We start from the raw sequence: 26,547 nt of genomic DNA, 5'->3' as shown, positions 1-26,547 counted from the left end.
GCCCATACAACCTCCGGGAGGGAAGAGGGAAGAAGGATGAGGGAACAACCTACCTCGCTAGGGTCTCAAGCCTTTTCCCTCTTCCCTCTTCCCTCTTCCTTTTTCCCTCTTCCCTACTGCTCCACGAAGACGACCCGCAGGAGTTCGTCGACGGTGGTGACGCCTTCGAGTACTTTGAGGATACCATCCTCGGCCAGGGTCTTCATCCCCTCGGCCACCGCCTGGTCGCGGATCTGGGCGGCGGAGGCGCCCTTGAGGACCAGCTCCCGGATGGCCTCGCTCATCACCATCAGCTCGAAGATCCCGGTGCGGCCCTTGTAGCCGGTGCCCTTGCACCGGTCGCAGCCCCGGCCCCGGTAGAAGACGATCTCCTCGCCCTCCTCCGGCCGCAGGCCCAGGCGGTGCAGGGCCTCCACCGGCGGGGTGTAGGCTTCCTTGCAGTGGGCGCAGATGGTCCGGGCCAGGCGCTGGGCCAGCACCCCGATCAGCGACGAGCTGACCAAAAACGGCTCGATGCCCATGTCGATGAGCCGGGTGGTGGCGCTGGGGGCGTCGTTGGTGTGGATGGTGGACAGGACCAGGTGGCCGGTCAGGGACGCCTGGATGGCGATCTCGGCCGTCTCCCGGTCGCGGATCTCGCCCACCATGATGATGTCGGGGTCCTGGCGCAGGAACGACCGCAGGCCGCTGGCAAACGTCAGGCCGGCCTTGGGGTTGACGTGCACCTGGTTGACCCGGGGCAGCTGGTACTCCACCGGGTCCTCGATGGTCAGGATGTTCTTGTCCAGGGTGTTGATCTTGTGCAGGGTGGAGTACAGGGTGGTGGTCTTGCCGCTGCCGGTGGGGCCGCTGACCAGGATCATCCCGTAGGGCTTGCTCACCAGACTCTCCCAGATCTCCAGCATGGACGGGGTGAAACCCAGTTTGTTCAGGCCCAGGCGGGTGCTGGACTGGTCCAGGATGCGCATCACCACCTTCTCCCCGAACACCGTGGGCAGGGTGGACACCCGCAGGTCGTACTCCTTGTTCTCGATCACCACGTGGATGCGGCCGTCCTGGGGCAGCCTCCTCTCGGCGATGTCCAGGTTGGCCATGATCTTCACCCGGGAGACGATGGCCGCCTGCAGGGACTTGGGCGGGGTCATGACGTCGTGCAGCAGGCCGTCGATGCGGTAGCGGACCTGGACGCTGCGCCGGTGGGGCTCGATGTGGATGTCGCTGGCGCCGTCGGCGATGGCCTGGCTGATGATCAGGTTCACCAGGCGCACCACCGGGGCTTCCTCGGTCAGGGTGCGCAGCTTCTCGACGGACAGGTCCTCGGTTTTCTCCTCGGGGACGTCCACCTCGGCGGCCACGGCCTGGCGCATGGCCTCGTCCAGGTCGATCCCGCCGCTGTAGTAGCGGCCGATGGCGGCCACGATGTCCTCCTCGGCCGCCACCACCGGCTCGATCTCCAGCCCGGTCACCAGCCGCACGTCGTCCAGGGCGACCACGTTGAGGGGGTCGGCGATGGCCAGCTTGAGCTTCTTGCGGGTCCGCTCGATCGCCAGGACCTTGTGCCGGTGGGCCAGGTGCTGGGGGATGAGCTTGACCACCGTGTCGTCGATCTCCAGCGAGCCCAGCTCCACGTAGGGCAGGCCCCACTGCAGGGCCAGGACCTTCGCCAGCTGCTGGTCGGTCAGTACCCCCTGCTCGACCAGGATCCGGCCCAGATGGCCCCCCGAGCGTTGCTGGGTGTGGATGGCCTTGTCCAGCTGCTCCCGGGTCACCAGGCCCTCGTCCAGGAGGATCTGGCCCAGGGATTCCGACCGCCGGGGCCGCCGGACGGCCTCGGCCGGCGGCGGAGCCGGCTGGGTTCTGCCGGGAGATGCCGGAGGCTGGGGAGGGCGGGCCGGCGGCTTCTGTGGGGCCGGCGGCGCCTTCTCCGGCGGCCGTCCTGGCAGGCGCTCCGCCGAGGGCGGGCGCGCGGCCGGAGGGGATGTGTCGGCGGGTGGCTTCGGGGGCGATGGCGGCGGTGCGGGAGCAGGCCCCAGGGGGGTCAGCGACACCGGTGCCGGCGGCTCGCCGTCAGGCGGAGGGGGAGTGACGGGCGGCGCGGGGATCGGGGCGGGCGGCGCGGCCGGGGCCGACCGGGGGCCGGCGACCGTGCGGTCGATGCGCTCCTGCACCTTGGCCGCGTCCTTCAGCCGGCCCATCTTGATGTACACATCCCGCAGCGCCGTGTGGATCTCGCCGTCGTCGGGGGCCAGCTCGCTGGCCCGCTCGTAGGCCAGGGCCGCCTTCTCCCACCGCTCGCGGCCGATCTGCATCTCCGCCAGGGCCACGTACACCATCACCGCCGCCCGCGGCACGCCCCGCTGGACGTACAGGGACGCCAGCCGGGCATAGGCCACGGCGTCCTCGGGGGCCAGTTCCAGCACCTTCTTGTAGGCCGCCACCGCCTCGTCGTGCTGCCCCCGGGCCTCCAGCACCCGGGCGTGGTGGAAGGTCAGAGCCCGCTCCAGGGTGGTGTTGCGAGCGGGGATCTTCAGCCGCTGCTTGTACTCCGTCACGTCCATGGTCATGGGAGCTGGCTCGAGGACCTGTGACGTCCGCCTTCAGCCGTCCACGCCATCAGAGCTGGCTGGCCACCGCCTGGCGGATCTTGCGCATCTCGATGCGCAGGCGGCCCAGGTTTGCCCCCTGGTTGCCCACCACCGCCAGGCAGGCATCCGGCCCCACGGGGGTCACGGCCACCGGCCCCACGTCGTACTCGATGAGAATGGATCCCAGGGCGCCCAGGTTCAGCTCGGTGCCCATGGCCTCCGCGGCCGCCAGGCTGCTGGCGGCGATGGCCCCCACCGAGTCGGTGTCCACCGGGTGGGCCGTGGCCGCCTCGATCACGAAACCGTCGCGGCCGACCACCAGGGCCGCGGTCACCCCGTCCACCCGCAACAGGGCGTCCAGAATGCCCCGCAGCCCGCCTGCCGTCACATCCACCGAATGCATCCCCGGGCTCCTTTCCGGGCGTTCACGCGCCGGAGTGGTGACGCGTCGGAACGGGAGCGCCCCTGGAGCGGGCGTGTGACCTCGCCTGTCCGCCGGGCCAGCATCCTCGTGTCACCGCTCCAACGGTCCCACGCTCCGACGCCTCGACCGTTCAGATCACCCCGGCGTTGAGCACCGACGCAATCTCGGGCATGAAGCGGCGCAGCTGCAGGCGCGCCTTGCCCACGTTTCCCCGCGGGTGGATGACGATGGCCACGTAATACTCCTGGCCGGCCATGGCCATCAGGAGGATGTAGCGCTCGGCCACCAGCATGATGTGGTCGATGGGGCCGCCGTCCACCTTCTGGCACAGGTAGTCCAGCACTTTGCCGGCCACGGCGCCTTCGGGGGCGACCTCCTCGATGGCGAAGTGGGGGTCCACCTTGAGGACTTCCACGGGGCTGCCGTCCATGTTGACCACGGCGGCGCCCACCAGGCCTTCGATACCCCCCACCAGCGCCCGCAACAGGTCCTTGAGAGTGGTGGCCATGATCAGGTCCTCACAGACCCCTCAGCGCTCGGTGCCGCCGTCGGCGGCGGCCTCCGCCTCCAGCAGCAGCCGCACCCCCTGCAGGCGGAGCCCCTCTTCGTCGATGAGGCGCTTGATGCGCCGGATCAGCTCCAGGTCGCGCTGGCTGAACAGCCGGTGCCCTCCCCGGGTGCGGGCGGGGCGGAGCAGCCCGTACTGGCTCTCCCACGCCCGGATCCGCCGGGCGTCCACGCCCGTCAGGCGGGCCACCGTGCGGATGGGGTAGATGGGCAGATCGGGCGCCACGGTCCGGTCCTCGGTCTTCACGTGCTCTCCTCCTCCATCTTCCCCGGCGTCTGCCGGAGGGACCTCACCCCGGCGGGTGGAGCGTCCCCCCGGGCCGGATGTGTGCACGCCTCACACCGCCTCCGGCCGCAGACTCTCCCGCAGGCGCCGCAGGGCGGCGTGCATCACCCGGGAGACGTGCTTCTGGGAGATGCCCAGCCGGCGGGCGGCCTCCGTCTGGGTCAGGTCCATGAAGAACAGGTAGTAGATCACCTTGCGCTGCAGATCCGACAGGCGCTCCACGGCGTCGTGGACCAGCACCCGCTCTTCCACGGGCATCGAGCCGGCCACGTGCTTGGTGGTGATGCGGTCCCGCTGGGCGATGGGGGCGCCGTCGTCGCCCTCCCGCTCCTCGTCCAGCGAGACGAGCCGCAGCGACTCCCGGGCCTGCAGGACCTCCACCACCTCGTCCTCGGAGCTCTGGATCTCCCGGGCGATCTCGGCGGGGGTGGGCGGCCGCCCGATGCGCTGGGTGAGGCTGGTCACCGCCCGGTTGACCCGGTGGTCCATCTCGTACAGCCAGCGCGGCCGGCGGACCGTCGTCCCCTGGTCGCGCAGGTAGTGGCGGATCTCGCCGGCGATCAGGTGGCGGGCGTAGGTCTCGAACTTGACCCGCCGGTCGGGGTCGAAGTTGGTGACCGCGTTCATCAGGCCGATGTACCCGATCTGATGCAGGTCGTCCAGGGGGATGCCCGAGCGGGCGTACCGGCGGGCCACCTGGTGGACCAGCGGCATGAAGTGGGTGGTCAGTTTCTCGTGCAGGTCGGGGGATCGTGACGAACGATACGCGCGGAACCAGGCCAGGAAGTCGTCGGGCGGGGTCTCCCGCGCCGCATGCAGCGTGCCCCTGCGTCCCATAGCAGCCTCCTCCTGTCACCCGCCGGACATCGCCGATGCCCGCGGAATCGGAGGCGCAGCGCTGAGACGGGACCGGAGGACTGCCGCAGGAGGGAAAAACAATCGCCTCGTTCGGCAGCCCGGCTGACCTTCCGGCCATCGCCACCGGCAGGTCCCGTAGCTTTGCGCCCCCAGGTCACCCTGGGTTTGCCTTTATCGCGAGGACTGGCCGGATTCTAACAAACTCACCCCCAAATTGCAAGGGGCTACCGTCCCGCCGGTCCCGCCGTCGCCGCCGCGCAGGGCAGGCGCCGGATGCCTCCGGAGAAGATGTGAGCAAGTTTGGTGCCAGTCCCAGAGAAGCGCGGCCGGGCCGCGCACGCCGTCCGGAAGCCGCTCAGCGGGAGGAGGCCTGCCGGACGCCTCCGGCCAGGTGGGTGTACAGGCGCAGGACGTTGAGCACGTACCACTGGGTTTCCCGGTAGGGCGGGATCCCGTTGTACCGGGTCACGGCGCCGTGGCCGGCGTTGTAGGCCGCCAGGGCCAGGGAGACGTTGCCCCCGAAGCGGTCCAGCTGGGCCCGCAGCCACCGCACCGTCCCGTAGATGTTGCCCACCGGGTCCAGGGGGTTCACCCCCAGGCTCTGCCAGGTCTGGGGCATCAGCTGTCCCAGACCGACCGCTCCGGCCGGCGAGCGGGCGCCGATGTGGAACCCGGACTCCACGGCGATCAGGGCCACCACCAGGCGGGGGTCGACGGCATAGCGGTCACTGTAGTACAGGACGCTGCGGACGATGGCATCCACCTGGGATGCGGACAGGACGGGGTTGTACCAGCGCACCACGCGGGCGTAGGCGTCCACAGACGGCGGGTGGGCCAGCACGGCCATGTGGTCGGCCTCCTGGGCCCGCAGCCACTGCCAGGCCAGGGTGGAGGTCTGCGGGTGGGGGCTGCGGGCGGCCCTCCGGAAGGCGGCGCGCGCCTCGTCATCCCGGCCCGCCTTCACCAAGGCGGCTCCCAGCCACAGGGCGACCTCGGGGGAGGGACGCAGGGCCAGGGCCTGCCGGAAGGATGCCACGGCCTGGGGGGCGGCCCCCAGCTGGTAGTAGGACGCGCCCAGCCACACCCAGGCGGACGCGTCGGCGGGGTGGGCCTGCAGATACGCCCGCAGAAGGGCCACCGCCTGGGCGTGGCGGCCGGCCAGGTGCGCCTGTCTGGCAGCTGTCAGCGCGTCGCCTGCCACCGCGGCGGCGGCCGCCGCCACCAGCACCCCCACGGTGGCCACGATGACCGCCGCATACCGCTTCTGTTGGGCGCTCACACGTTCGCTATGCCCGTGGGCTGCTCGGCGTTAGTCATCCCCGGGCTGCTGGTGAGAGTCCCCTGCCGTGCCACCGCCCGGCCCGCCGCCCACCATCCGGCGCACCGCGGCCTCCAGGCGGCGGACCCACCGGGTGGTGACAAACTCCCGGGGCGACAGCGGCTCCACCAGGATCGTGCGCAGGCCCAGCAGGTTGCCGCCCAGGATGTCGGTGAACAGCTGATCGCCCACCAGCGCCGTCTGGGCGGGGGCGGTCCCCAGGACCCGCAGGGCGCGCCGGAAGGCCCACGGCGCCGGTTTGGCGGCCCAGGACACCACCGGAACGCCCAGGATCTCCCCCACCCGCCGGGCGCGGGAGGTGAAGCTGTTGGAGACGATGCACACCGCCAGGCCCGCCGCCCGCACCGCCGACACCCACCGCACCACGTCGGCAGAGGGAGCGGCCGACCCCCAGGGCACCACGGTGTTGTCCAGGTCCAGGATCAGCCCCCGCACCCCGCCCGCGCGCAGGTCCTGGGGGGACAGGTCGAGGACCGACGCCGCGGTCCGGCTCGGGGTGACCCACCGGGTCAGGGGCAACATGCGGCCGCGCGCCGCCCGCAACCACGCCGTGATCACTGGCCCGACCGGTGCCTCCGGATGGCGGCCAGGTGCTCGCGGTAGGTGCGGCTGAAGACGTGGGAGCCGTCGGGCCGGGCCACGTAGTACAGGTAGTCGGTGGCCGCCGGCCGCAGGGCCGCCCGGATGGACGCCAGACCCGGGTTGGCGATGGGGCCGGGAGGCAGGCCCGCCCGGCGGTAGGTGTTGTACGGGGAGTCCACGTCCAGGTCGCGGTAGGTCACCACCGCCTTGTGCCGGCCCAACGCATACAGGACCGTCGCGTCCACCTCCAGGCGCATGCCGCGGCGCAGGCGGTTGTACAGGACGCCCGCGATCAGCGCCCGCTCGTCGTCCCGCCGGGCCTCCCGTTCCACCAGGGACGCCATCGTGACGATCTCATGCAGGGACCGGCCTCCTCCCTCCTGCCGCCACAGGGGAAGGACCACGTCGGCAAACCGGTCCAGCAGGACGCCCACCACCCGCTCCTCGGGCCAGCCCCGGGGCAGGCGGTAGGTGTCGGGAAACAGGTACCCTTCCAGAGAGCCGGTGGGCACGCCGCGGAGAAAGGCGTGGGGCAGGCGCGCCGCGCCACCCCGGACCAGCGCCTCCAGCCGCCGGCGGTCGCCCAGGCCGGCGTCGGCCAGGAGCCGGGCGACATCCAGTGCCGTGTAGCCCTCGGGCACCGTGACCTCGTGGAGGAGGACCTGGCCCCGGGCCAGGACATCCACCACCTCCAGCAGACCCATGGCCGGAGACAGCCGGTACTCCCCGCCCTGCAGCCGCCCCTCCAGCCGGCGCAGGCGCACCACCCACACGAAGTCGGACGCGCGGCGGATGATGCCCTCGGATTCCAGCCGCCTTCCGATCTCCGCGGCCGGCGCGCCCGGGGGCACCAGCACCACCTGGGGGGATCCGGAGGGGTTGGCGGGACGCACCGCGGTGGCGGCGGATGCCACCGCCGCCGCTCCCGCCGCGAGAACGGCTCCTGCCAGCACCGCAGTGCGCCGCGCTGACGTCATCGGCCAGCCGGCACCGCGCGGAGGTCAGTTGACGGCGTCGTCGTCGGAGGAGGAGTCCTCGCCCACGACCTCCACATCGTCGTAGCCCGCCTCGGCCTCGATGGCGTCGGCGACCTTGCGGAACTCTTCCTCGTCCTCCACCGCCACCAGCGTCTCCCCCTCCACCCGGAACACCACCGCAGGGTCGTCTTCGGAGACGCCTTCGCCCGACAGCGGCTGGAGGATGGCGTAGCGGTGCCGGTCCACCTCGATCACGTCCACCAGGCTGAAGTCGTGAGCCTGGCCCTGCTCGTCCAGCAACGTGATGACTTCTCCCCGGTCGGCCACGACCGCACCTCGCGCCGGAGGGCCGGCCCGCCGGCCGGCCCATCCGGAGAATTCCCGCCACGACGGTGAGAGCGTAACACCGCGCCGGGGGGGTGTCAACGCCGCCGGTCGAGGTAGGTCTGCAGGATCAGCGCCGCCGCCACCGCATCGCGCGTCTGGCGCCGCCGGCGGCGGCTGAGGTCGGCGGCCACCAGCAGTCGCTCGGCCTCCACCGTCGTCAGCCACTCGTCGGCCAGGTCCACCGGCACCCCCAGGGCCTCCTGCAGCCGGCGGGCAAACCGCCGGGCCACCTCCGCCGCGGTGGCCTCGGTCCCGTCCAGGCGGCGAGGCAGGCCCACCACCACCCGCTCCACCCCGTAGCGTCGGATCCGCTCGCGCAGCGCCTCCACCACCTGGGGCCAGGAGCGGCGCTCGACCACGCCTGCGGGCTGGGCCAGGGTCCCGTCGGGCGACGAGATCGCCAGCCCGATGCGCCGCGCGCCCACATCCAGCGCCAGAACCCTCATCCCGACCCCGCCGCCTCCTCCCGCGCCTGCTCCAGCAGAGTCCGCAGAAACGCGGGATCGCGGCTGGCCCGGACCATCTCGCCGACCAGGGCCCGGTCCCGCAGGCCCCCCTGGCCCAGGGTCGGTCGGCCGCCCCCGCGCCCGCCGAACCGCTCCACCAGCAGCCGGACCAGACGGCCGGCGTCCACGGGCGGCGTCACCGCGGTGGTGCGGGTCGCCACCACGGCCCCGCTGCGGGAGGAGGCGACCACCACGACGCCCGCCACGCGCTGCTGGTCCAGCCGCGCCCGCAACCGGTCGGCTTCCGCGCGCAGGTCCGCCGGCTCCTCCAGATCGGTGTCGGCCACGACGACGGTGGTGCCGTCCAGGACCACCGCCGGCACGGCCTCCACGGCAGAGGCGCGGGCGCGGGCCGTGCGCAGCTCCCGCTCCAGATCCCGCTCCCTCTCCAGCAGCCGGGCGACCCGCTCCACCAGCTCCTCGGGGCCCGCCCGCAGGCGTTCGGACAGCGCCCGCAGGGTGGCCTCCTGCTGGCGCAGGAGCGCCAGCACTCCGCGCCCGGTCACGGCCTCCACCCGCCGGATGCCGGCGGCGACCCCGCTCTCGGCCGTGACCTTGAACAGCCCCGCCTGGGAGGTGCGCGACAGGTGGGTGCCGCCGCACAGTTCGCGGCTGTAGTCGGCGATGCTGACCACCCGCACCCGGTCGCCGTACTTCTCGCCGAACAGGGCCACGGCGCCCAGGCGCAGGGCGTCCTCCAGAGACATCCAGCGGGCGCGCACCGGCAGGTCGGCCAGGATCTGCTCGTTGACCCGCTCTTCGACCGCCGCCCGCTGGGCCGCGGTCAGCGGGGCGGTGTGCACGAAGTCGAACCGCAGCCGGTCGGGGGCCACCAGGGACCCGGCCTGGCGGGCGTGCTCGCCCAGGACCTCCCGCAGGGCCCGGTGGAGCAGGTGGGTCGCCGTGTGGTTGCGCATGATGTCCCATCGCCGTGCCTGGTCCACGGCCGCCCGCACGCTCTGCCCGGCCCGGATCCGCCCGCGCACCACGCGGCCGCGGTGGACGATCAGCCCGGGCAGCGGCCGCTGGGTGTCCGTCACCTCCACCTCGCCGTCGCGGCCCGCCAGGACGCCCGTATCGCCCACCTGACCGCCGCCTTCGGGATAGAACGGCGTGCGGTCCAGCACCACCTCCACCTCGGCGCCTTCGCGCGCCTCCTGCACCTGCCCGTCCGGCACCAGCACGGCCAGGACCCGGGCGCGCGCCCGCAGGCGCCGGTAGCCGATGAACTCGCTGGTCACTCCCGCCTCCGCCAGGGCCGCGTACCGGCGCTCGTCGGGCCGCAGCCCGAACGCCTGGGCGGCCCGGGCGCGCTCCCGCTGGGCCTCCAGGGCCCGGGCGAATCCGGACTCGTCCACGGTCAGCCCGCGCTCGCGGGCCACGTCCCGGGTCATCTCCAGGGGGAAGCCGTAGGTGTCGTACAGCCGGAAGACGTCCTCGCCGGCCAGGACCCGATGCCCCCGGGCCAGGGTGGCCGCCACCAGCTCGTCCAGCTTCTGCAGGCCCGCCGCCAGGGTCTGGGCGAAGCGTTCCTCCTCCTGGCGGGCGACGGTCCGGATGAACTCCCGCTGGGAGGCCAGTTCCGGATAGCGCTCTCCCATCAGGTCCACCACCGCATCGGCCAGGTCCGCCAGCAGGGGGTGGCTGACGCCCGCGGCGCGGGCAAAGCGCATCGCCCGCCGCATGATCATCCGCAGCACATAGCCGCGCCCCTCGTTGCCCGGCACAACCCCGTCGGCCATCAGGAACGCCATGGCCCGCCCGTGGTCTGCCAGCACCCGGTACGCCACCCGATGGGCGTGGCGGCCGGCGGCATCGTGCCCCAGCAGAACCTGCAGGCGGTCCAGGAGAGGGGTGAACAGGTCGGTGGCGTAATCGTCGTTCACCCCCTGCAGGACCGACGTGATCCGCTCCAGCCCCATCCCGGTGTCCACCCCCGGGCGCGGCAGGGGAACGCGGGTCCCGTCAGGCCGCTGCTCGTACTGCATGAACACCAGGTTCCACACCTCCAGCCACCGCAGGCACCCGTTGTCCAGCGCCACGCTGCAGTCGGCGCGGCCGCAGGTGCAGTGCTCCGGCCCCCAGTCGTAATGCAATTCCGAGGTGGGCCCGCAGGGGCCGGTCTCGGCCATCATCCAGAAGTTGGTGGCGTCGCCCATGGCCACCACCCGCTCCGACGGCACGCCCACCTCCCGCCAGGCCTCGGCGGCCTCCCGATCGGCGTGGTGGACGGTGACCACCAGGCGGTCGGGGTCCAGGCCGTAGCGCCCGGTCAGCAGGTCCCAGGCGTAGGCCACCGCCTCGCGCTTGAAGTAGTCCCCGAAGCTGAAGTTGCCCAGCATGAAGAAGAACGTGTGATGGCGGGGGCTGGGGCCCACGTTGTCCAGGTCGTTGTGCTTGCCCTGCACCCGCATGCATTTCTGCAGGGATGCCGCGCGGCGGTAGGAGCGCTGCTCCCGCCCCAAAAAGACATCCTTGAACTGCACCATGCCGGCGTTGGTGAACAGCAGCGTGGGATCGCCGGCAGGCACCAGCGAGGAACTGGGCACAATGGCGTGCCCCCGCTCCCGGAAGTACTCCAGGAACGTGTCGGCGACAACCTGCCACGGCCACCGTTCTTCCCGCGCCATGCCCAGGCCCTCCCCCAATCACAACGCCTCCCGTCCGCAAGGGACGGGAGGCGCGCTCCCGCGGTACCACCCTTCTTCCCCGGCCCGGGGGCCGGGGCGCTCGGATGCCGGTAACGGCGGCGCCGTCCCGCTCAGGGGTGGCGAGTCCCGTCCTCGCGGGTGCAGATGTCTGCACACCTAGTGTACCAGGACGCGGGGCGCTCCTGTCCAGGTCCACGCCGGACGCCGGGGCCGCTCCCGGGCCCGCGGCCGGCCGCGCCTGCGGTTCAGCCGCCTGTGTGCGCCCCGGCGCTTCCGCGTTCCCGCAGCTCCCCGACCGCGTCGGCCAGCAGGGCTTCCACCGCCGCCACGGCGTCCTCCAGCGCCCCCACCGCGCGGTCCAGCTGCTCGGGCGCGATCACCAGCGGCGGAGCGATGCGGAAGGTGGAAGGGTTGTTGAGGCTGTAGAACACGATCACCCCGCGCTGCAGCGCCTCGGCGGTCACCAGCAGGACCAGGTCGGGATCGGTGAACTCCACCCCCACCAGCAGCCCCTTGCCGCGGACCTGGCGGACCATGCCCGGGTGGCGGGCGGCCAGGTCCCGCAGACGCGCCATCAGGTGCTCCCCCAGGGCGGCCGCGCGCGCGGGCAGGTTCTCCTCCCGCAGGACGCGCAGCGTGGCCAGGGCCGCGGCGCACGCCAGGGGGTTGCCCCCGAAGGTCGAGGAGTGCAGGTAGGGGTTGCGTTCCAGGGCGGCCCACAGGTGGGGGCGGGCGGTGAACGCGCCGATGGGCATCACGCCGCCGCCCAGGGCTTTGGCCAGGGTGAGAATGTCGGGGACCACACCCCAGTGCTGGCAGGCGAACATCGCCCCCGTGCGCCCCAGGCCGGTCTGGACCTCGTCGAGGATCAGCAGCGCCCCGGCGCGGTCGCAGATCTGCCGGGCCCCCCGCAGGTAGTCGTCGGGAGGGACGATCACCCCGTTCTCGCCCTGGATGGGTTCGAGGATGACGGCAGCGGTCCGCTCGGTCACCGCGCGGGCCAGGGCGTCCAGGTCGCCGAAGGGCACGTGGGTGACCCCGGGCAGCAGCGGCTGGAACGGCGCCCGGTAGACGTCCCGCCCGGACACCGACAGCGCGCCCAGGGTCTTGCCGTGGAAGGCCCCCTCGGCGGCGACGAACTCCGTCCGCCCGGTGGCCAGCCGCGCCAGCTTCAGGGCACCCTCCACCGCTTCGGCCCCGCTGTTCACGAAGAAGGTGTACTGCAGGTCGCCGGGGGTGATCTCGGCCAGTGCCTCGGCCAGGTCGGCCTCCAGCCGGCGGGGCATGGCCCGCACGGACATGGGCATCCGGTCCAGCTGCTCCCGCACGGCCGCCACCACCGCCGGATGCCGATGGCCCACGGCGAACACCGCCGGGCCGCCCGAGCAGTCGATGTACTCCCGCCCGTAGACGTCCCGGATCACGGCGCCGCTGGCCTCCCACTCCAGGGTCAGGACGTTGGCAAACCGGTACAGGCGGGCCAGGCCGGGATTCACGTAGCGGGCGTACTTGTCCAGAGTCTGCTGGACCAGGCGGTCGGCCTCATCGGGGCGCATCGGATCCTCCCTCCAGGTAGTCCCGCGCGCGGCGCACCACCTCCCGGGTCTCCTTGTACGCGATGCGGGTCAGGGCCTCGTCGGGGGAGACCCACTCGCAGGCCACGAACCCTTCCTCGGCCTGCGGGCGGGGCTCCTCGCCCCCCAGAAACTCCAGCAGGAAGTACCGGACGGTCTTGTCGTAGTACGTGCGGTCCGCCCGCCAGTAGAACGAGTAGCGCTCCTCGCCCAGGTCCGCCACCACCCGCAGCCGCGACAGGCCGGCCTCCTCCCGCACCTCCCGCAGGGCCACCTCTTCGGGCGTTTCCCCCTCTTCGATGGTTCCTTTGGGCAGCATCCACCGGCCGCTGGTGTGGCGCAGCAGGAGGATCTCGTGCCGGCCGTCCCGCCGGCGGAAAACCACCCCGCCGGCGCTGCGGGCCTGTCGGACGGGCTTACGCACGCGACCCCGCGATGGCGGCATCGGCGTCCGGATCGGCGGCGGCAGTCACCGCGGCTGGCCGAGGGCCTGGCGCACCAGCTCGGCCACGGCGGCGCCGTCGGCGCGCCCCCGCACCTGGGGCATCACCGCGGCCATCACGCGGCCCACGTCCCGCGCGTCGCGGGCGCCGACGCGCTCGATGGCCTCGGCCACGATGCGCTGCAACTCCTCCGCAGACAGAGGCGGGGGCACGTACTCGGCCAGGATGGCCAGCTCCAGAGACTCCTTGCGGGCGAGGTCATCCCGGCCGGCGCGGGTGTAGGCCTCGATGGCCTCCCGCCGCCGCTTCATCTCCCGGGTCAGGACCTCGATCACCTCGTCGTCGGACAGGGTGTGACCCCGTTCGATCTCCGCGTTGCGGACCGCCGCCCGGGCCAGCCGGATGGTGGACACCCGCAGGGTGTCTCCGGCCCGCATGGCCTGATGGAGGTCGGCCGTCAGCCGCTCGGCGAGGCTCATCGCGATTCTGCCCGCGCGTACGCGCGGAGGGGGACCGCGTCCCCCTCCGCACCCTCATCCCGCCCCGGGCCCGACACCGGCCGAGAGATCTTCCTCCCCTGCCCGGCCGCCGGGACGGCCTACCCCCTCCGGCGCCGGCGTGCCATCTTGCGCCGCCGCTTGGCGCTGGGCGACTCGTAGTGCTCGTGCCGGCGGGCGTCGGTGAGGATGCCCGAGCGCTTCACCTGCCGCTTGAACCTGCGCAGGGCGCTGTCCAGAGTCTCGTCCTTGCCGACGCGAACCTCGGTCATCTCCCCCACCTCCTCCGCGCCGCCCGCCGCGGTTCCTCCCGGGTGGCGTCGGCCTGGCGGCGCCCCGGCCCACCGCCGGCCGTACGGCACGATGCTAGACACTGGGCCATTATACTACGGACGCACGCGCGGCTTCAAAGGCCGCCCTCTCAGTCCCACCGGCGACGGTCCAGGATCCGCGCGTCGTCCGGTCCCAGGGTGCCCGGGGAGACCACCTCCACCGCCGCCCGCAGCCGCGTGACCTCGTAGATGCTGCGGGCCACGGCCGCGGCCAGATCGGCCGCCGCGCCTTCGGCCTCCACCCGCACCGTCAGCTCATCCTGGTGGTCGCGGCGGGAGACCACCGCCTGGTAGCGGCCGATCTGGGGATGGCGGCGCACCGCCGCCTCCAGCTCGCGGGGGTGCAGGAAGATCCCGCGCACCTTCACCGCCTCGCCCACCCGGCCCAGGATGCGCTCCAGCCGCGCGGCGGTGCGCCCGCAGGGACAGCCCCCCGGCGCCAGGCGCGCCAGGTCTCCCGTGCCCAGCCGCAGCAGCGGGTACAGGGGCTCCAGAAAGGTCACCACCACCTCCCCCGCCTCCCCGTCCGCCACGGCGGTGCCGGTGGACGGGTCGACGAGTTCCACCACCACCCGGTCCGCCAGGTGCAGCCCGGCGCGCCGGTCGCATTCGTAGGCCACCAGCCCCAGGTCGGCGATGGCATAGCCCTGGCTGATCCGCAGGCCGTGGCGGGACTCGAGGGTGGCGCGCAGCGACTCGGGCAGCGGCTCGCCGGAGACAAATGCCCGCCGCAGCGGCGACCGTCCTCCGGACTGCTCCAGGTGCTCCAGGACGGCCGCCAGGAAGCTGGGGGTGCCGATGAATCCCGCCGCCCGCAGGTCCTGGAGGGTGCGGACCTGGATGTCCAGGTGTCCGACGCCGGTGGGAACGACGATGCAGCCCAGGCTCAGGAGCGCCCCGTCGAACATCGCCCCCGCCGGCGTGAGGTGATACGAGAAGGTGTTCACCACCACGTCCCCGCGGCGGAACCCCCCGGCGTACAGCGCCGGCGCGAACCCCCAGTAGTCGGGGCGGTGTCCTTCGGGCTCGTAGATGGGCCCCGGGGAGGCGAAGATCCGGCGGACCTGCTCGGGAGGCGCCCCCAGCCATCCGCCGAACGGCGGGCTGGTTGCCTGCCGGGCGGGCAGACCCTCCTTGGGCAGGACCGGCAGCCGGCCCAGGTCCTCGAGGGTGATGGTGTCGGGGTCGCACCCGGCCGCCTGCAGCGCCGCGCGCACCGCCGGGGCGTGGGCGGCGGCCTGCCGGAGGATCCGGCGCAGGGCCTGTTCCTGGGCCGCCCGGCGCTGCTCGGGCGGCTGGGTCTCGGCGGGGTCGTAGACGTCGGGCTGGATCGGTCTCATCTGGACGTTCCTCTTTTCTCTCCGCCCGGCGGCTTCCTGGTGGAGGAGGGCCGTCCCGGAAGCCCGTAAATAGACGGCAATGGGCGGCGGGGAGCCCATCCTCCAGGTCACAGACCTGCACCTGAGCTTCCGGGGGGTCCAGGCGGTGGACGGGGTGACGTTCGGCCTGGGCCCGGGGGAGATCCTGGGTATCATCGGTCCCAACGGCGCCGGCAAGACCAGCGTTCTCAACTGCATCAACGGCTTCTATCGCCCCCAGCGCGGACGGATCACCTTCTGCGGCCGCGACATCACCGACCTGCCCCCGCACGCCCGGGCCGCGCTGGGCATCGGGCGGACGTTTCAGAACATCGCCCTGTATCCGGGGATGACGGTCCTGGACAACATCATGACCGGGCGGGCCATCCGCATGACCGCCGGCGTCCTGGCCTGCGCGGTGTACGTGGGGCCCGCGCGGCGGGAGCACGTGGCCCACCGGGCGGTGGTGGAGGAGATCATCGACTTCCTGGAGATCGAGGCGGTGCGCCACCATCCGGTGGCCGACCTCCCCTACGGAATCCAGAAGAAGGTGGAACTGGGGCGGGCCCTGGCCCTGGACCCGCAGGTCCTGATCCTGGACGAACCCATGGCGGGGATGAGCCTGGACGAGAAGGTGGACATGGCCCGCTACCTGCTGGAGCTGAAGGAGGTCCGGGGACTGCCCATCGTCCTCATCGAGCACGACATGGGCGTGGTGATGGACCTGTGCGACCGGGTCGTGGCGATGGATTACGGGCGGGTCATCGCCTCGGGCCGGCCCGCCGACGTGCAGCGGCACCCGGACGTGGTCCGCGCGTACCTGGGGGAGGGGGCGTCGTGAGCGCGGCCCGGGTGGCCGAGCGCCCGCAGCCGGCGGTGGAGTTCCCCCTGGACCCCGCCGCCGACACCTTCCCCAAATTGCTGCGCCGCAACGCCCGCCGGTTCGGCGACCGGGCGGCCTTCCGGGAGAAGGACCGGGGTATCTGGCGGCCCATCTCCTGGCGGGAGTACTACGACCGCGCCCGGGCCGTCGGCCTGGGGCTGGTGGCGCTCGGGCTCCGGCGGGGCGAGGTCCTCGCGCTGATCGGGGACAACCGGCCGGAGCTGTTCTTCGCCGCCCTGGGCGCCCAGAGCGCGGGGGCTATCACCTACGGCATGTACCAGGACAGCCTGGCGGACCAGCTGGCCCAGCTGCTGGCGTTCGCCGACGCCCGATTCGTCTTCTGCGAAGACCAGGAGCAGGTGGACAAGATCCTGGCCGCGGAGGCCCAGCTGCCCGGGATCGAGCGGATCATCGTGGAGGACTGGCGGGGGATGTGGCGCTACCGCCACCCCCGGTTGATCGGCGTCGCCGACGTGGAGCGCCTGGGCCGGGAGCTGGACGCCCGCGAGCCGGAGCTGTTCGACCGGCTGGTGGACGCGGGGCGGGCCGACGACGTGGCCATCTTCTGCCAGACGTCGGGGACCACTGCCCTGCCCAAGCTGGCCATGCTCACCTACCGCAACCTCATCGCCCAGGGGATGAACTTCCACGCGGTGGAGCCCCACATCGGCGCGGGGGACGAGTTCGTCTCCTACCTGCCCTTCGCCTGGATCGGGGAGCAGATGCTGTCCACCACCCTGCACCTGCTGGTGGGGTTCACCGTCAACTTCCCCGAAGAGCCCGACACCGCCCAGCGGGACTTCCGGGAGATCGCGCCGCATTTCACCTTCGCCCCGGCGCGGATCTACGAGGGCCTCCACACCGCCGTGACGGTGCGGATCCTGGACGCCGGCTGGCTGCGGCGGCGGGTCTACGACTGGGCCCTGGACCTCGGCCTGCGGGTGGTGCACCTGCGGTCCCGGGGACAGCCGGTCCCCTGGTGGGTACGGACGCTGCGGGTCCCGGCCCGCTGGCTGGTGTACCGCCCCCTGCTCGACAAGATCGGGTTTGCCCGGATCCGGGTGGCGTGGAACGGCGGGTCGCCCCTGGGGCCGGACTACTTCGCCTTCTTCCACGCCCTGGGGGTCAACCTCAAGCAGATCTACGGGCAGACCGAGATCGCCGGCATCTCCTGCGTCCACCGGGACGGGCAGGTGCGCTTCTGGACCATGGGCTATCCCATCGCCCACACCGAGGTGCGGCTGACGCCGGAGGGGGAGATCATCAGCCGCAGCCCCAGCGTCTTCGCGGGATACTACAAGAACCCCGAGGCCACCGCCCGGGCCCTGCGGGACGGGTGGCTGCATTCGGGCGACTACGGCACCCTGGACCCCAGCGGGGACGTGATCATGTTCGACCGGATGTCGGACGTGATCACGCTGGCCGACGGCTCCCGGGTGAGCCCGTGGGTCATCGAGGCCATGCTGAAGTTCACGCCCTACATCCAGGAGGCGATGGTGGTCTGCGGCCCCGACGGGTCCACCCTGTCGGCCATCGTGACCATCGAGATGCGCAGCGTGGGCAAGTGGGCCGAGGACCGGGGGATCGCCTACACGTCCTACGCGGACCTCTCCCAGAAGCCCCAGGTCCTGGACCTGCTGGAGGGCATCGTGCGGGACGTCAACAGCCGCCTGCAGCCCGCCTGGCGGGTGCGGCGGTTCGTCTCGCTGTACAAGGAGTTCCACCCCGACGACGACGAGCTGACCCGCACCCGCAAGCTGCGACGCCGGTTCATCGCCGAGCGCTACCGCGACCTGATCGCCGCCCTGGGCGAGGGCCGGCCCGCTTTCGACGCCACCTTCCTGGTGCGCTACGAGGACGGCACCACCCGCCAGGTATCGACCACCCTCCAGATCCGGGAGGTCCCGGACGCGCCGTGATCGAGTTTGCGGCGAGCGGCCTGCTCAACGGGGTGGCGGTGGGCAGCATCTACGCGCTGATCGCCCTGGGCTTCGCGCTCCTGTACAAATCCACCAGGATCCTCAACCTGGCCCACGGGGAGCTGGTCCTGTTCGGGGGCTATCTGGCCATCGCCCTGGCCCAGGTCCTCCCCTTCCCCCTGGCCGTGACGGTCACGCTGCTGGCCGCGGCGGCGCTGGGGTTCGCCGTGGAGCGGGCCATCATGCGGCCGCTGTTCGGCCAGCCGCTGCTGTCGGTGGTGATCGTGACCCTGGCCCTGGGCTACATCGTGCGGGGAGCGATGGTGGGGATCTGGGGCGGCAGCACGCGCAACTTTCCCCCGGTCCTGCCGGCGGGGGTGGTGCGGGTGGCGGGGATCCCCCTGCAGGCCGTGGGGGTCTACAGCGCCGCCACGGCCGCCGTCCTGCTGGGAGCGTTCTGGCTGTTCTTCCGGTACACCCTGGTGGGGATCTCCATGCGCGCCGCCGCCAACGAGCAGCTGACCGCCAGCACCCTGGGGGTGAGCCTGCGGCGGGTCTTTGCCTACGCCTGGGCGTTTGCGGCCACCGCCGGGGCGGTGGGCGGGATCCTGCTGGGCCTGTGGCTGGGGGTGAACTTCGCCCTGGCCCACGTGGGGCTCAAGGCCCTGGCCGCGGTCATCCTGGGCGGGCTGGACAGCATTCCCGGGGCGATCGTGGGGGGGCTGGCCATCGGGGTGGTGGAAACGGTGGTGGGCGGCTACATCGACGCCCACGTGATCTACGGGTTCAAGGACATCACGCCCTTTGTGGTCATCCTGCTGGTCCTGCTGGTCCGGCCCTACGGGTTGTTCGGAACGGAGCACATCGAGCGCCTGTAGGGTGGATCCGCGGGGCCGGACCATCCCGACGAGGGGGCGAAGAGCATCCGGCCCTCGGGCACCTTTGTCACCACCTACGCCCAGGACATGGCGATCCTGGATCGCCCTGGCTACCGGGCGGGCATGGTCCTGCTGGTGGCCGCCCTGGTCCTGGCGCCCGTGTGGCTGGGGCGGTTCATCTTCCTGCTGAACACCATCGGCATCTTCGCCATCGGGGCCTGCGGGCTCACGCTGCTGACCGGACTCACCGGCCAGATTTCCCTGGGCCACGCGGCGTTCATGGCGCTGGGCGCCTACGGGTCCGCGGCGCTGGCCCGCGCCGGACTGCCCGTGCCCCTGGCGATGGTGGGGGCGACGGCCCTGACCTGCGCCGGCGGCATGGTGGTCGGCCTGCCGTCGCTGCGCATCAAGGGCCTGTACCTGGCCATTGCCACCCTGGCGTTCCAGTTCCTGACCGAGTACGCCCTCATCCACGCCACCGGAGGGGTGGGCGCGCTGTCGGTCCCGCCCCTGGGCGTGGGGCGGTGGGTGGTGCGCACCGAGGTCCAGTTCTACTACCTGCTGCTTTGCGTGTGGCTGCTGGCCGGGGCGGCGCTGGCCAACCTGGCCCGCAGCCGCGTCGGGCTGGTGTGGATGGCGATCCGGGACCGGGACTACGCGGCCCAGGTCCTGGGGATCCCCCTGCTGCATTACAAGGCCCTGGCCTTCGGTCTGGCCGCCGCCTACGCCGGGCTGGCCGGCAGCCTGTGGGCCCACTACCAGCGGCTGATCACCACCGAGCAGTTCACCGTCGGCGCGTCCATCGACTACGTGGCCATGGTGGTCATCGGAGGCCTGACCAGCATCTGGGGCGCCCACCTGGGGGCCGCGTTCGTGGTGGCCCTGTCCCAGGGGCTGAAGATCGCCACCCCCGCCCTGACGGCGGTGGTGCCCGCGTTTGCGAAGGTGGTCATCCCGCTGCGGGAGGTGCTGTTCGGGACGGTCCTGATCGCCCTGCTGATCTGGGAGCCCGGAGGCCTGGCGATGCTGCTGCGCAAGCTCAAGCGCAAGGTGGACCTGTGGCCCTTCGCCTACTAGGGGCGTGATCTGAGATCCGGGATCAGGAACCGATCTCGGATCCCGGATCCCGCATCAGGCCAGCCAGCGGCGGGCGCGCTTGTAGCTCTTGACCTCGCTGAACAGCCGCCGCTGGTCGCCCCGGACGCCCAGGTAGAACTCCTCGACGTCGGCGTCCTCCCGCAGTTTGTGCGTGGGGCCGTCCAGGACGATCCGGCCGTTCTCCATCACGTAGCCATAGGACGCCAGCTCCAGGGCCATCCGGGCGTTCTGCTCCACCAGGAAGATGGTCACGCCCTCGTCGGCGTTGAGCCGGCGGATGAGGTCGAAGATCTCCCGGGCCACGCGCGGGGCCAGCCCCAGGCTGGGCTCGTCCAGCAGCAGGAGCCGGGGACGGGACATCAGGGCGCAGCCGATGGCCAGCATCTGCTGCTCCCCACCCGACAGGTAGCCGGCCCGCGCGCGGCGCCGCTCCGCCAGGCGCGGAAAGTAGGCGTACACCAGGTCCAGCCGGTCCCGGGCGGCGCGGAGGCCGCCCCCGCGCAGGGCGGCGCCCACCAGCAGGTTCTCCTCCGCCGTCAGCTCCTCGAACAGCCGCCGCCCCTCGCGCACCATCACGATCCCCTCGCGGGCCGTGTCCTCGGGCAGCCAGTTGTCGATGCGCCGGCCCAGAAACTCGATGCTGCCCCGGGTCACCTCCCCGCGCTCCAGCCGGATGAGCCCGGTGACGGCCTTCAAGGTGGTGGTCTTGCCGGCTCCGTTGGCGCCGATCAGCGCCGTGATCTGGCCGGCGGGGACGGTCAACGACACCCCTTTGAGCACCAGGATGGTGCCCCAGTAGACCACCTCGACGTTGGTCAGGGTGAGCATACAGGTGGCGGGAACGCGGGAGGGCATCCACCCGCCTCCCGCGTTCCCGCGCTTCCGGATCCTCTAGAATCCCAGCCAGTCCTTGCGCCGGTCCACCGTCACCGACTGCACCACGGTGATCCGTCCGTTGCGGACGGTGACGATGCGGGTGGTGGTGGACGGGCGGTGGTCGTCCCGCGCCAGGGTGATGGGCGGAGCCAGACCCTCGGGATCCCAGTTCTTCAGGGTTTCCAGCGCCGACCGCACCGAGGGCCCGCTGAACCCGCCCAGGCGCGAGTAGGTGTTCCAGTTGTCCACGATGATCTCCAGCCCCTTCTTCAGCAGAAAGACGTTGAGCCACCCGCGGACGTAGGAGGCGATGAACGGCGTCTGCGTCGTCCCCCAGGTGAAGGTCGGCTGGCGGTTGTGGAACCTCCGCAGGACGTCGAACATCCTGGCCATCCCCGGCGCGGGTTCGCCGTAGTACACGTGGGGCGTGCTGGCCAGGACCCCCTCGGCGTCCCGGCCGATGAGCTTGATCATGTTCTCGTCAAAGCCCCACACGTTGACGAAAAAGCGCGTGGTCAGGCCGGCCGCCCGGGCGTCCCGCACGATCACCGAGGCCGAGTTGGTGGTCCCCCCGATCCAGGCGAAGTGCGCCCCGAACGCCTTCACCGCCGCCACCTGGGAGCGGGCCTCCAGGGCCGTGAGGGCCACGATCTGGTCCGGGCCGACCTCAAACCCCAGTTCCTGGGCGTAGGCCTTGCCCGCGGGAATGGGCGCCCGGCCGTACGGGTGGTCCGGATACAGGAAGACGATGCGCGGCCGCGCGATGCGTTCCTGGTCGGCCACCCCCCGGGCGTATTTGAGGACCGCCCGCAGCTGGTCCGAGTAGCTGCTCACCGGGTAGAAGTTGTAGGGCGTCTTGGACGGGTCGTTGAGGTGCGAGGAGTAGCTGGCGGAGATGAACGGGATCTGATCGGCGGCCACCTGGTCCTTCAGGGCCTCGGTGTCGCCCGTCCCCCACCCCACGATGGCGTTGACCCGGTCCACATCCCGGTATTTCCGGTACAGGGCCAGGGCGTCCGGGATGCGGTACCCGTAGTCCGACCACACCAGGTCGATCTTCACCTTCCCCCGGATCCCGCCCTCGACTTCGTTGATGTATCGGACGTGGTCCAGCGCGCCCCTGGAGTAGTCCACGCCCACGTCGGAGGTGGGTCCGGTGGTGTCAAAAAGCGCGCCGACCTTGATGGAGCCCGGCACGGCGGGCTGGGCGACGGCCGCCCACGCTCCGACCACCAGCACCGTCAGCCCGGCTCCCACCAGCCTGACGACCGCCCGAACGGGCGCCTGCATGCGCATCCCCTCCCTCGGCCTGCGCCGTCGACGTCATGGGGGAGTTCGGGGCGGCGGGGTGATCCCTCCTCCCGCCGACGACAGGGGTCTGACCCTCACGGGGGCCCGCATCGTGCGCGAGGACCGGCCCGCGGATACGTGAGGGACTCGCGGGGCGCGGATGCGGCGCGGCCTAGCGGACCACCGCGCGGACCGTCACCGACCGCACCACCAGGTCCTCGCGGCGGTTGCCGGCGGCGTTGAGGGCGAAGTCAAACCCCCAGGTGTTGGCGAACGCGGCGTCCAGCAGGCGGACCGTGTGGGTCACCCATCCGGGTGAGGCGTCCACCCACTGCCAGGGGGTGAACCGGTAGCCGCTCATGGAATCGTACCAGACGTTGAACCCCACGGCCCGGGCGGCCGACGCGCCGCGCACCTCCACCGCGATGTCGACCGCCGCGCGGCCGTCCACGAAGTACAGGAACGAGTCGTCCACGTCGAAGCGCACGTACACCCTGTCCGCCGCCGCCTCGGTGGCCAGGGCCTCCACGCCGTCGACGGTGACGACCCGCTGGGCCTCGCCCCGCCAGCCCCGGTAGGGCATGTTGTACAGGCCCCGCTCCCGGTTGGTCCGACCCAGCAGGGCGCTGACCTCCGATGCGCTGCCGAAGTCCTCGCCTCCCGGCGGCAGGGGCAGGCCGTGAGCCCGCATGCGCCGGGCGGCGGCCACCTCGTCCGGATCCAGCCCCACCAGCAGGACCGGATCAGGGCCCACGTCCGCCTCCACGCCTCCGTCGGCGGGTCGCGCCGGGCGTTCGTCGCCGGTCGGTCCCAGCGCCCGCACCGATGTGCCCCGGACCGCCACCGCCGCCGGCACCCTGCTCCAGGCCACCGCCACCGGGGGGTCTCCGCCGAACACCATCAGCAGCGCCGGACCGCGGACCAGGAACCCTTCATAGGGACGCCCTCCCAGATGGCGGGCGAGGGTCTGCAGGACGAACCCGGTCACCGCCGTGGGCTCCGCCGCCCAGAACACCTCGTCCACCCCCGCGGCGGCGGCCACCGCCGTCGCCATCACCAGCTGGCCGGGCCAGGACGACCGCGGGCCCGCGGTCAGGGGATCCCACTCCAGCCACAGGGGCGGGCGGCCGGCCGGCGCGATCCTCTCCCGGATCGTCGCCAGAGGGCGCAGCAGGCCGTCCGGAGGAATACCGCGCGGCTGGAGGGAGACGACGTCGAACTCACCGGCGGCCTCCCGCATCATTCCCCGCAGATCCGGCAGGTCCAGGCCGTAGGGCGTGGCCAGGACGACGCGGTTGGAGGGGTCGGCGGCCCGGAGCGCGATCCGGGCCGTCCGGAGCACCTGCAGATACTCGCGCGTCGTGCCCCGGAACACCGGCAGGCTCCGGGCGGTCCAGATCTGCCAGTCGCGCACCCGGCCGCGGTAGCGGGCGGCGGCGGCGGTCACGAACCGCTCCCACGCATCCAGCCGCCCGGGGGGCTGGCGGCTGCTGACGGCCGGATCCGCCCGCTCGCCGGCCGGCGCCGCCCATCCCGGGGTGTAGGTCAGGACCAGGACCACCCGCAGCCCGGCGGCGCGGGCCGCGCCGACCGCGCGGTCCAGCAGGTCCCACAGGGCCGCCCCGGGCAGCGGCTCGATCTGCGACCAGTCGGCCAGCAGCTTGACCGATCCGGCCCCGGCGCGGCGCAGGGCGGCGAAGTCCGCTCCCTCGGCCGCCACAAAGCCGATCCGGACCGGCAGCACCGGCGGCACGGCGGGCCGGGCGGGCCCGGCGGCGGCACCCACCACCACCGCCGCCATGGCGGCCCACGCGCGCACCAGCATCCGGGGGGTCACCGGCAGGGTGATCACGCGTCCGCTCCGTTCACGCCGGACGGCGCCCCACCGCACGCGCCCCGCCGGCGCGGGAGGACCGCCCGCCCGCAGATGGAATACTCCGCAACGTTGTGCCCCACTTGGCCGCGAGAGGAGGTGACTCCTGCATGTGGGTCCGGCCCCAGGCCGTCTCGGTCGTCGCCGGACGGGGCGAAGGGCTGACGGAGCTGACCGCGTTTGACCGGGCGCTGATGGACGCCGGCATCGCCAACATGAACTTCCTGCGGGTCTCCAGCATCCTGCCGGCGGGGGTGACGGTGATCCCGGTCCCCCGGTTTCCTCCGGGCATCCTCGCCCCGGCGGTGTACGCCCGGCGCACCAGCCACACGCCCGGGGAGCGCATCGCCGCCGCCGTCGGACTGGGGTTTTCCCGGGACAGCTACGGGGTCATCATGGAGTTCCAGCACAGCGGGACCGCCGAAAACGCCGAGGCCGTGGTGCGGCGCATGGTGGAAGAAGCCATGGCCGTCCGGGACCTGCCGGTGGACGACATCCGGGTGGCCTCCGCCGAGCACGTGGTGCAGCGCATCGGGTGTGTCGTGGCCGCGGTGGTGTTCTGGCCGTCGGCGAACGGCCTCACCCCGTGATCCGGAGATCGTCGCCATGGAGTGGCTGGTGGACCTGGTCGGGCCCGGCGTGGCTCAAGCCGTACAGATCACCGACGTCCTGTGCGCGGTGCGTTCCCCCTACCAGAGGATCCTGATCGCGTCCAGCCCTCTGTTCGGCCGCATGCTGATCCTGGATGACGCCGTGCAGACCACCGAGCGGGACGAGCACACCTACCACGAGATGCTGGCCCACCTCCCGCTGGTCACCCACCCGTCTCCCCGCCGGGTCCTCATCATCGGGGGCGGCGACGGGGGCACCCTAAAAGAGGTCCTCAAGCACCCGGTGGAGCACGTCACCCTGGTGGAGATCGACGCCGTGGTGGTCGAGATGTGCCGGCGCCACCTGCCGTCCATCGGCGGGGAGGCGTTCAGCGATCCGCGGGCGGAGGTGGTCATCGACGACGGGGTGAACTACGTCGCCCGGGCCGGCGGGTCGTTTGACGTCATTCTGGTGGACGCTCCCGACCCCAAGGGGCCGGGGCTGGCCCTGTTTTCCCCCCAGTTCTACGCCGGCTGCGCCCGCCTGCTGACCCCCCAGGGAATCCTGGTGGCCCAGAGCGGGTCGCTGCTGTACCAGCGGCCTGTCACCGACATGGTCCGCCGGCACCTGCGGGAGGTGTTCCCGGTGGTGGGCACCTACTGGGTCCCGGTCCCGTCCTATCCCGGGGTGCTGTGGACGTTCACCTATGGCAGCCGGCGGCCCGACCCCCGCGCCGTCCCGCCCGATGTGATCGCCGGCCGTCTGGCGGGGGTGTCCACGCGCCTGTACTCTCCCGCCGTCCACGCCGCCGCGCTGTCCCTGCCGGCCCTGACCGACTGATGGTCGCCGAGTGCCTGCGCCCCGCCGCCGGGATGTGCGCGCGGCGCGATCTCCGCCGGGTCAAGGCGTCCGGGCCGTGACCTTCCTGGCCTCCCGCCCCCACCCCGCGCCCGCCGCCGTCATCGTGGGCGTGCCCTACGACGCCACCGCCTCATTCCGCGCCGGCGCCCGGGCCGGCCCGGCGGCCATCCGATGGGCATCCCAGAGCATCGAGACGTACAGCCCCATCCTGGATGCCGACCTGGAGCAGGTGGCCGTCGCCGACGCGGGAGACGTGGAGGTGGACGGGCTGGAGCCGCCGCGGATGGTGGAGGTGGTGGCCGGGCACATCAGATCGCTGGACCCCGCCGTCCTCCCGGTCATCCTGGGAGGGGAGCACACGATCACCCTGGGGGTGGTCTCGGCCCTGGTCCGCCGCCACCCGGACCTGGCGGTGGTGCAGGTGGACGCCCACACCGACCTGCGGGACACCTACGAGGGACAGCGGGTGGGCCACGCCACGGTGATGCGCCGGGTCGTGGAGATCGTCGGCGCCGGCTCGGTGGTCCAGCTGGGGGTGCGGGCGGGGACGCGGGACGAGTGGGAGCTGGCGCGCGCGCTGGCCCACAGCGGGCCGACGCTGGACGTGCCCCCGCGGGTGTGGGCAGACCTCTCTCGCCGCCCCGTGTATGTCTCGGTGGACATCGACGCCGTCGATCCCGCCGACGCCCCTGGCACGGGCAATCCGGAGCCCGAGGGGATTCCGGCCCGGGACCTGCTGCGCTTTGTCCGCCGGCTGGGCGGGCTGGCGGTGGTGGGGCTGGACCTGGTGGAGGTCTCGCCGGCCTACGACCCGTCCGGCCGCACGGCGGTCCTGGCCGCGACCGTCCTCCGGGAGGCGATCCTGGCCCTGCGGGGTCCTGCAGGGTTGCAGGTCCGATGACTGCGGGATCC

The 26,547-nt window shown here is 72.3% G+C and carries 26 protein-coding genes and 1 riboswitch; of the genes, 7 read left to right on the top strand and 19 right to left on the bottom strand.

Annotated elements, in window-relative coordinates; translation table 11 throughout:
* Nucleotides 1-113: 113 nt before the first annotated feature.
* The 16 genes from pilB to RB150_02650 form a co-directional block, all read right to left on the bottom strand.
* Nucleotides 114-2,564, bottom strand: a complete 2,451-nt coding sequence (gene pilB / locus RB150_02725) for a type IV-A pilus assembly ATPase PilB (protein MDQ7819454.1) — start codon at nt 2,562-2,564, stop codon at nt 114-116.
* A gap of 49 nt (nt 2,565-2,613) precedes the next feature.
* Entirely contained in the window at nt 2,614-2,988 is a 375-nt protein-coding gene (locus RB150_02720; protein ID MDQ7819453.1) for a roadblock/LC7 domain-containing protein, read from the bottom strand.
* A 151-nt stretch (nt 2,989-3,139) separates the two neighbouring features.
* Nucleotides 3,140-3,517 carry a hypothetical protein gene (locus RB150_02715; protein ID MDQ7819452.1) on the bottom strand — a complete coding sequence of 126 codons (378 nt, stop codon included), beginning with the start codon at nt 3,515-3,517 and terminating at the stop codon, nt 3,140-3,142.
* Between the two features lie 21 nt (nt 3,518-3,538).
* Nucleotides 3,539-3,823, bottom strand: a complete 285-nt coding sequence (locus tag RB150_02710; GenBank protein ID MDQ7819451.1) for a MerR family transcriptional regulator — start codon at nt 3,821-3,823, stop codon at nt 3,539-3,541.
* Nucleotides 3,824-3,913: 90 nt separating this feature from the next.
* Nucleotides 3,914-4,699 (bottom strand): sigma-70 family RNA polymerase sigma factor, encoded by a 786-nt coding sequence (locus RB150_02705; GenBank protein ID MDQ7819450.1) that lies wholly within the window; start codon nt 4,697-4,699, stop codon nt 3,914-3,916.
* A 110-nt stretch (nt 4,700-4,809) separates the two neighbouring features.
* A riboswitch (cyclic di-GMP riboswitch) is annotated at nt 4,810-4,900 on the bottom strand.
* 175 nt (nt 4,901-5,075) lie between these two features.
* Nucleotides 5,076-5,999 (bottom strand): transglycosylase SLT domain-containing protein, encoded by a 924-nt coding sequence (locus tag RB150_02700; GenBank protein MDQ7819449.1) that lies wholly within the window; start codon nt 5,997-5,999, stop codon nt 5,076-5,078.
* Between the two features lie 30 nt (nt 6,000-6,029).
* Nucleotides 6,030-6,617, bottom strand: a complete 588-nt coding sequence (locus RB150_02695; GenBank protein ID MDQ7819448.1) for a YqeG family HAD IIIA-type phosphatase — start codon at nt 6,615-6,617, stop codon at nt 6,030-6,032.
* Nucleotides 6,614-7,618 carry an endolytic transglycosylase MltG gene (gene mltG, locus RB150_02690; GenBank protein MDQ7819447.1) on the bottom strand — a complete coding sequence of 335 codons (1,005 nt, stop codon included), beginning with the start codon at nt 7,616-7,618 and terminating at the stop codon, nt 6,614-6,616. The genes RB150_02695 and mltG overlap by 4 nt, the downstream gene beginning before the upstream one ends.
* A gap of 24 nt (nt 7,619-7,642) precedes the next feature.
* Complete coding sequence (locus RB150_02685) at nt 7,643-7,945, bottom strand: DUF1292 domain-containing protein (protein ID MDQ7819446.1); 303 nt, start codon at nt 7,943-7,945, stop codon at nt 7,643-7,645.
* A gap of 95 nt (nt 7,946-8,040) precedes the next feature.
* Nucleotides 8,041-8,451, bottom strand: coding sequence for a Holliday junction resolvase RuvX (gene ruvX, locus RB150_02680; GenBank protein MDQ7819445.1), 411 nt, complete (start codon nt 8,449-8,451; stop codon nt 8,041-8,043).
* Nucleotides 8,448-11,141: an alanine--tRNA ligase gene (alaS, locus tag RB150_02675; protein MDQ7819444.1), complete on the bottom strand. Its 2,694-nt coding sequence runs from the start codon at nt 11,139-11,141 to the stop codon at nt 8,448-8,450. The genes ruvX and alaS overlap by 4 nt, the downstream gene beginning before the upstream one ends.
* Before the next feature lie 266 nt (nt 11,142-11,407).
* Entirely contained in the window at nt 11,408-12,718 is a 1,311-nt protein-coding gene (locus tag RB150_02670; protein MDQ7819443.1) for an aminotransferase class III-fold pyridoxal phosphate-dependent enzyme, read from the bottom strand.
* Nucleotides 12,705-13,160, bottom strand: a complete 456-nt coding sequence (locus RB150_02665) for an NUDIX domain-containing protein (GenBank protein ID MDQ7819442.1) — start codon at nt 13,158-13,160, stop codon at nt 12,705-12,707. Before RB150_02665 ends, RB150_02670 begins: the two co-directional genes overlap by 14 nt.
* A 45-nt stretch (nt 13,161-13,205) precedes the next feature.
* Nucleotides 13,206-13,658: a GatB/YqeY domain-containing protein gene (locus RB150_02660; protein MDQ7819441.1), complete on the bottom strand. Its 453-nt coding sequence runs from the start codon at nt 13,656-13,658 to the stop codon at nt 13,206-13,208.
* Between the two features lie 119 nt (nt 13,659-13,777).
* Entirely contained in the window at nt 13,778-13,948 is a 171-nt protein-coding gene (gene rpsU / locus RB150_02655) for a 30S ribosomal protein S21 (GenBank protein ID MDQ7819440.1), read from the bottom strand.
* A gap of 149 nt (nt 13,949-14,097) precedes the next feature.
* Nucleotides 14,098-15,348: an AMP-binding protein gene (locus tag RB150_02650; GenBank protein ID MDQ7819439.1), complete on the bottom strand. Its 1,251-nt coding sequence runs from the start codon at nt 15,346-15,348 to the stop codon at nt 14,098-14,100.
* A gap of 79 nt (nt 15,349-15,427) precedes the next feature.
* On the opposite strand from RB150_02650, the gene RB150_02645 reads away from it, so the two are divergent.
* From RB150_02645 to RB150_02630, 4 genes are all read left to right on the top strand, one after another.
* Nucleotides 15,428-16,207, top strand: a complete 780-nt coding sequence (locus tag RB150_02645) for an ABC transporter ATP-binding protein (GenBank protein MDQ7819438.1) — start codon at nt 15,428-15,430, stop codon at nt 16,205-16,207.
* Nucleotides 16,204-18,168: an AMP-binding protein gene (locus RB150_02640; protein ID MDQ7819437.1), complete on the top strand. Its 1,965-nt coding sequence runs from the start codon at nt 16,204-16,206 to the stop codon at nt 18,166-18,168. Before RB150_02645 ends, RB150_02640 begins: the two co-directional genes overlap by 4 nt.
* Nucleotides 18,165-19,046, top strand: coding sequence for a branched-chain amino acid ABC transporter permease (locus RB150_02635; GenBank protein MDQ7819436.1), 882 nt, complete (start codon nt 18,165-18,167; stop codon nt 19,044-19,046). The genes RB150_02640 and RB150_02635 overlap by 4 nt, the downstream gene beginning before the upstream one ends.
* An 87-nt stretch (nt 19,047-19,133) precedes the next feature.
* A complete protein-coding gene (locus RB150_02630; protein MDQ7819435.1) occupies nt 19,134-20,123 on the top strand; it encodes a branched-chain amino acid ABC transporter permease in 990 nt (329 codons plus the stop codon).
* 54 nt (nt 20,124-20,177) lie between these two features.
* Here the strand turns inward: RB150_02630 and RB150_02625 are convergent, their stop codons facing one another.
* From RB150_02625 to RB150_02615, 3 genes are all read right to left on the bottom strand, one after another.
* Nucleotides 20,178-20,999, bottom strand: a complete 822-nt coding sequence (locus tag RB150_02625; GenBank protein MDQ7819434.1) for an ABC transporter ATP-binding protein — start codon at nt 20,997-20,999, stop codon at nt 20,178-20,180.
* 36 nt (nt 21,000-21,035) lie between these two features.
* Nucleotides 21,036-22,310, bottom strand: a complete 1,275-nt coding sequence (locus RB150_02620; GenBank protein ID MDQ7819433.1) for an ABC transporter substrate-binding protein — start codon at nt 22,308-22,310, stop codon at nt 21,036-21,038.
* A 172-nt stretch (nt 22,311-22,482) separates the two neighbouring features.
* Nucleotides 22,483-24,162: a hypothetical protein gene (locus RB150_02615; protein ID MDQ7819432.1), complete on the bottom strand. Its 1,680-nt coding sequence runs from the start codon at nt 24,160-24,162 to the stop codon at nt 22,483-22,485.
* Nucleotides 24,163-24,293: 131 nt separating this feature from the next.
* On the opposite strand from RB150_02615, the gene RB150_02610 reads away from it, so the two are divergent.
* The 3 genes from RB150_02610 to speB all read left to right on the top strand — a co-directional run bounded on the left by RB150_02610 (nt 24,294) and on the right by speB (nt 26,536).
* A complete protein-coding gene (locus RB150_02610; GenBank protein MDQ7819431.1) occupies nt 24,294-24,773 on the top strand; it encodes an arginine decarboxylase, pyruvoyl-dependent in 480 nt (159 codons plus the stop codon).
* A 16-nt stretch (nt 24,774-24,789) separates the two neighbouring features.
* Nucleotides 24,790-25,614 (top strand): polyamine aminopropyltransferase, encoded by an 825-nt coding sequence (speE, locus tag RB150_02605; GenBank protein MDQ7819430.1) that lies wholly within the window; start codon nt 24,790-24,792, stop codon nt 25,612-25,614.
* 76 nt (nt 25,615-25,690) lie between these two features.
* Nucleotides 25,691-26,536, top strand: coding sequence for an agmatinase (gene speB, locus RB150_02600; GenBank protein MDQ7819429.1), 846 nt, complete (start codon nt 25,691-25,693; stop codon nt 26,534-26,536).
* Nucleotides 26,537-26,547: the final 11 nt, after the last annotated feature.

The sequence above is a fragment of the Armatimonadota bacterium genome (genome assembly GCA_031081675.1).
Classification (GTDB): Bacteria; Sysuimicrobiota; Sysuimicrobiia; order Sysuimicrobiales; family Kaftiobacteriaceae; genus Calidihabitans; species Calidihabitans tengchongensis.
Note: the sequence above shows the minus strand (reverse complement) of the source record. Positions and strands in the feature narration are given on the sequence as shown.

Bases quoted from the DNA above. Each gene is read 5' to 3' on its own strand.
- alaS (MDQ7819444.1), bottom strand. From the start codon at position 11,141: ATGGCGCGGGAAGAACGGTGGCCGTGGCAGGTTGTCGCCGACACGTTC.
- RB150_02705 (MDQ7819450.1), bottom strand. From the start codon at position 4,699: ATGGGACGCAGGGGCACGCTGCATGCGGCGCGGGAGACCCCGCCCGAC.
- RB150_02670 (MDQ7819443.1), bottom strand. From the start codon at position 12,718: ATGCGCCCCGATGAGGCCGACCGCCTGGTCCAGCAGACTCTGGACAAG.
- rpsU (MDQ7819440.1), bottom strand. From the start codon at position 13,948: ATGACCGAGGTTCGCGTCGGCAAGGACGAGACTCTGGACAGCGCCCTG.
- RB150_02625 (MDQ7819434.1), bottom strand. From the start codon at position 20,999: ATGCCCTCCCGCGTTCCCGCCACCTGTATGCTCACCCTGACCAACGTC.
- RB150_02630 (MDQ7819435.1), top strand. From the start codon at position 19,134: ATGGCGATCCTGGATCGCCCTGGCTACCGGGCGGGCATGGTCCTGCTG.
- RB150_02610 (MDQ7819431.1), top strand. From the start codon at position 24,294: ATGTGGGTCCGGCCCCAGGCCGTCTCGGTCGTCGCCGGACGGGGCGAA.
- RB150_02650 (MDQ7819439.1), bottom strand. From the start codon at position 15,348: ATGAGACCGATCCAGCCCGACGTCTACGACCCCGCCGAGACCCAGCCG.
- RB150_02645 (MDQ7819438.1), top strand. From the start codon at position 15,428: ATGGGCGGCGGGGAGCCCATCCTCCAGGTCACAGACCTGCACCTGAGC.
- RB150_02620 (MDQ7819433.1), bottom strand. From the start codon at position 22,310: ATGCAGGCGCCCGTTCGGGCGGTCGTCAGGCTGGTGGGAGCCGGGCTG.
- pilB (MDQ7819454.1), bottom strand. From the start codon at position 2,564: ATGACCATGGACGTGACGGAGTACAAGCAGCGGCTGAAGATCCCCGCT.
- mltG (MDQ7819447.1), bottom strand. From the start codon at position 7,618: ATGACGTCAGCGCGGCGCACTGCGGTGCTGGCAGGAGCCGTTCTCGCG.
- speE (MDQ7819430.1), top strand. From the start codon at position 24,790: ATGGAGTGGCTGGTGGACCTGGTCGGGCCCGGCGTGGCTCAAGCCGTA.
- RB150_02715 (MDQ7819452.1), bottom strand. From the start codon at position 3,517: ATGGCCACCACTCTCAAGGACCTGTTGCGGGCGCTGGTGGGGGGTATC.
- ruvX (MDQ7819445.1), bottom strand. From the start codon at position 8,451: ATGAGGGTTCTGGCGCTGGATGTGGGCGCGCGGCGCATCGGGCTGGCG.
- RB150_02660 (MDQ7819441.1), bottom strand. From the start codon at position 13,658: ATGAGCCTCGCCGAGCGGCTGACGGCCGACCTCCATCAGGCCATGCGG.
- RB150_02720 (MDQ7819453.1), bottom strand. From the start codon at position 2,988: ATGCATTCGGTGGATGTGACGGCAGGCGGGCTGCGGGGCATTCTGGAC.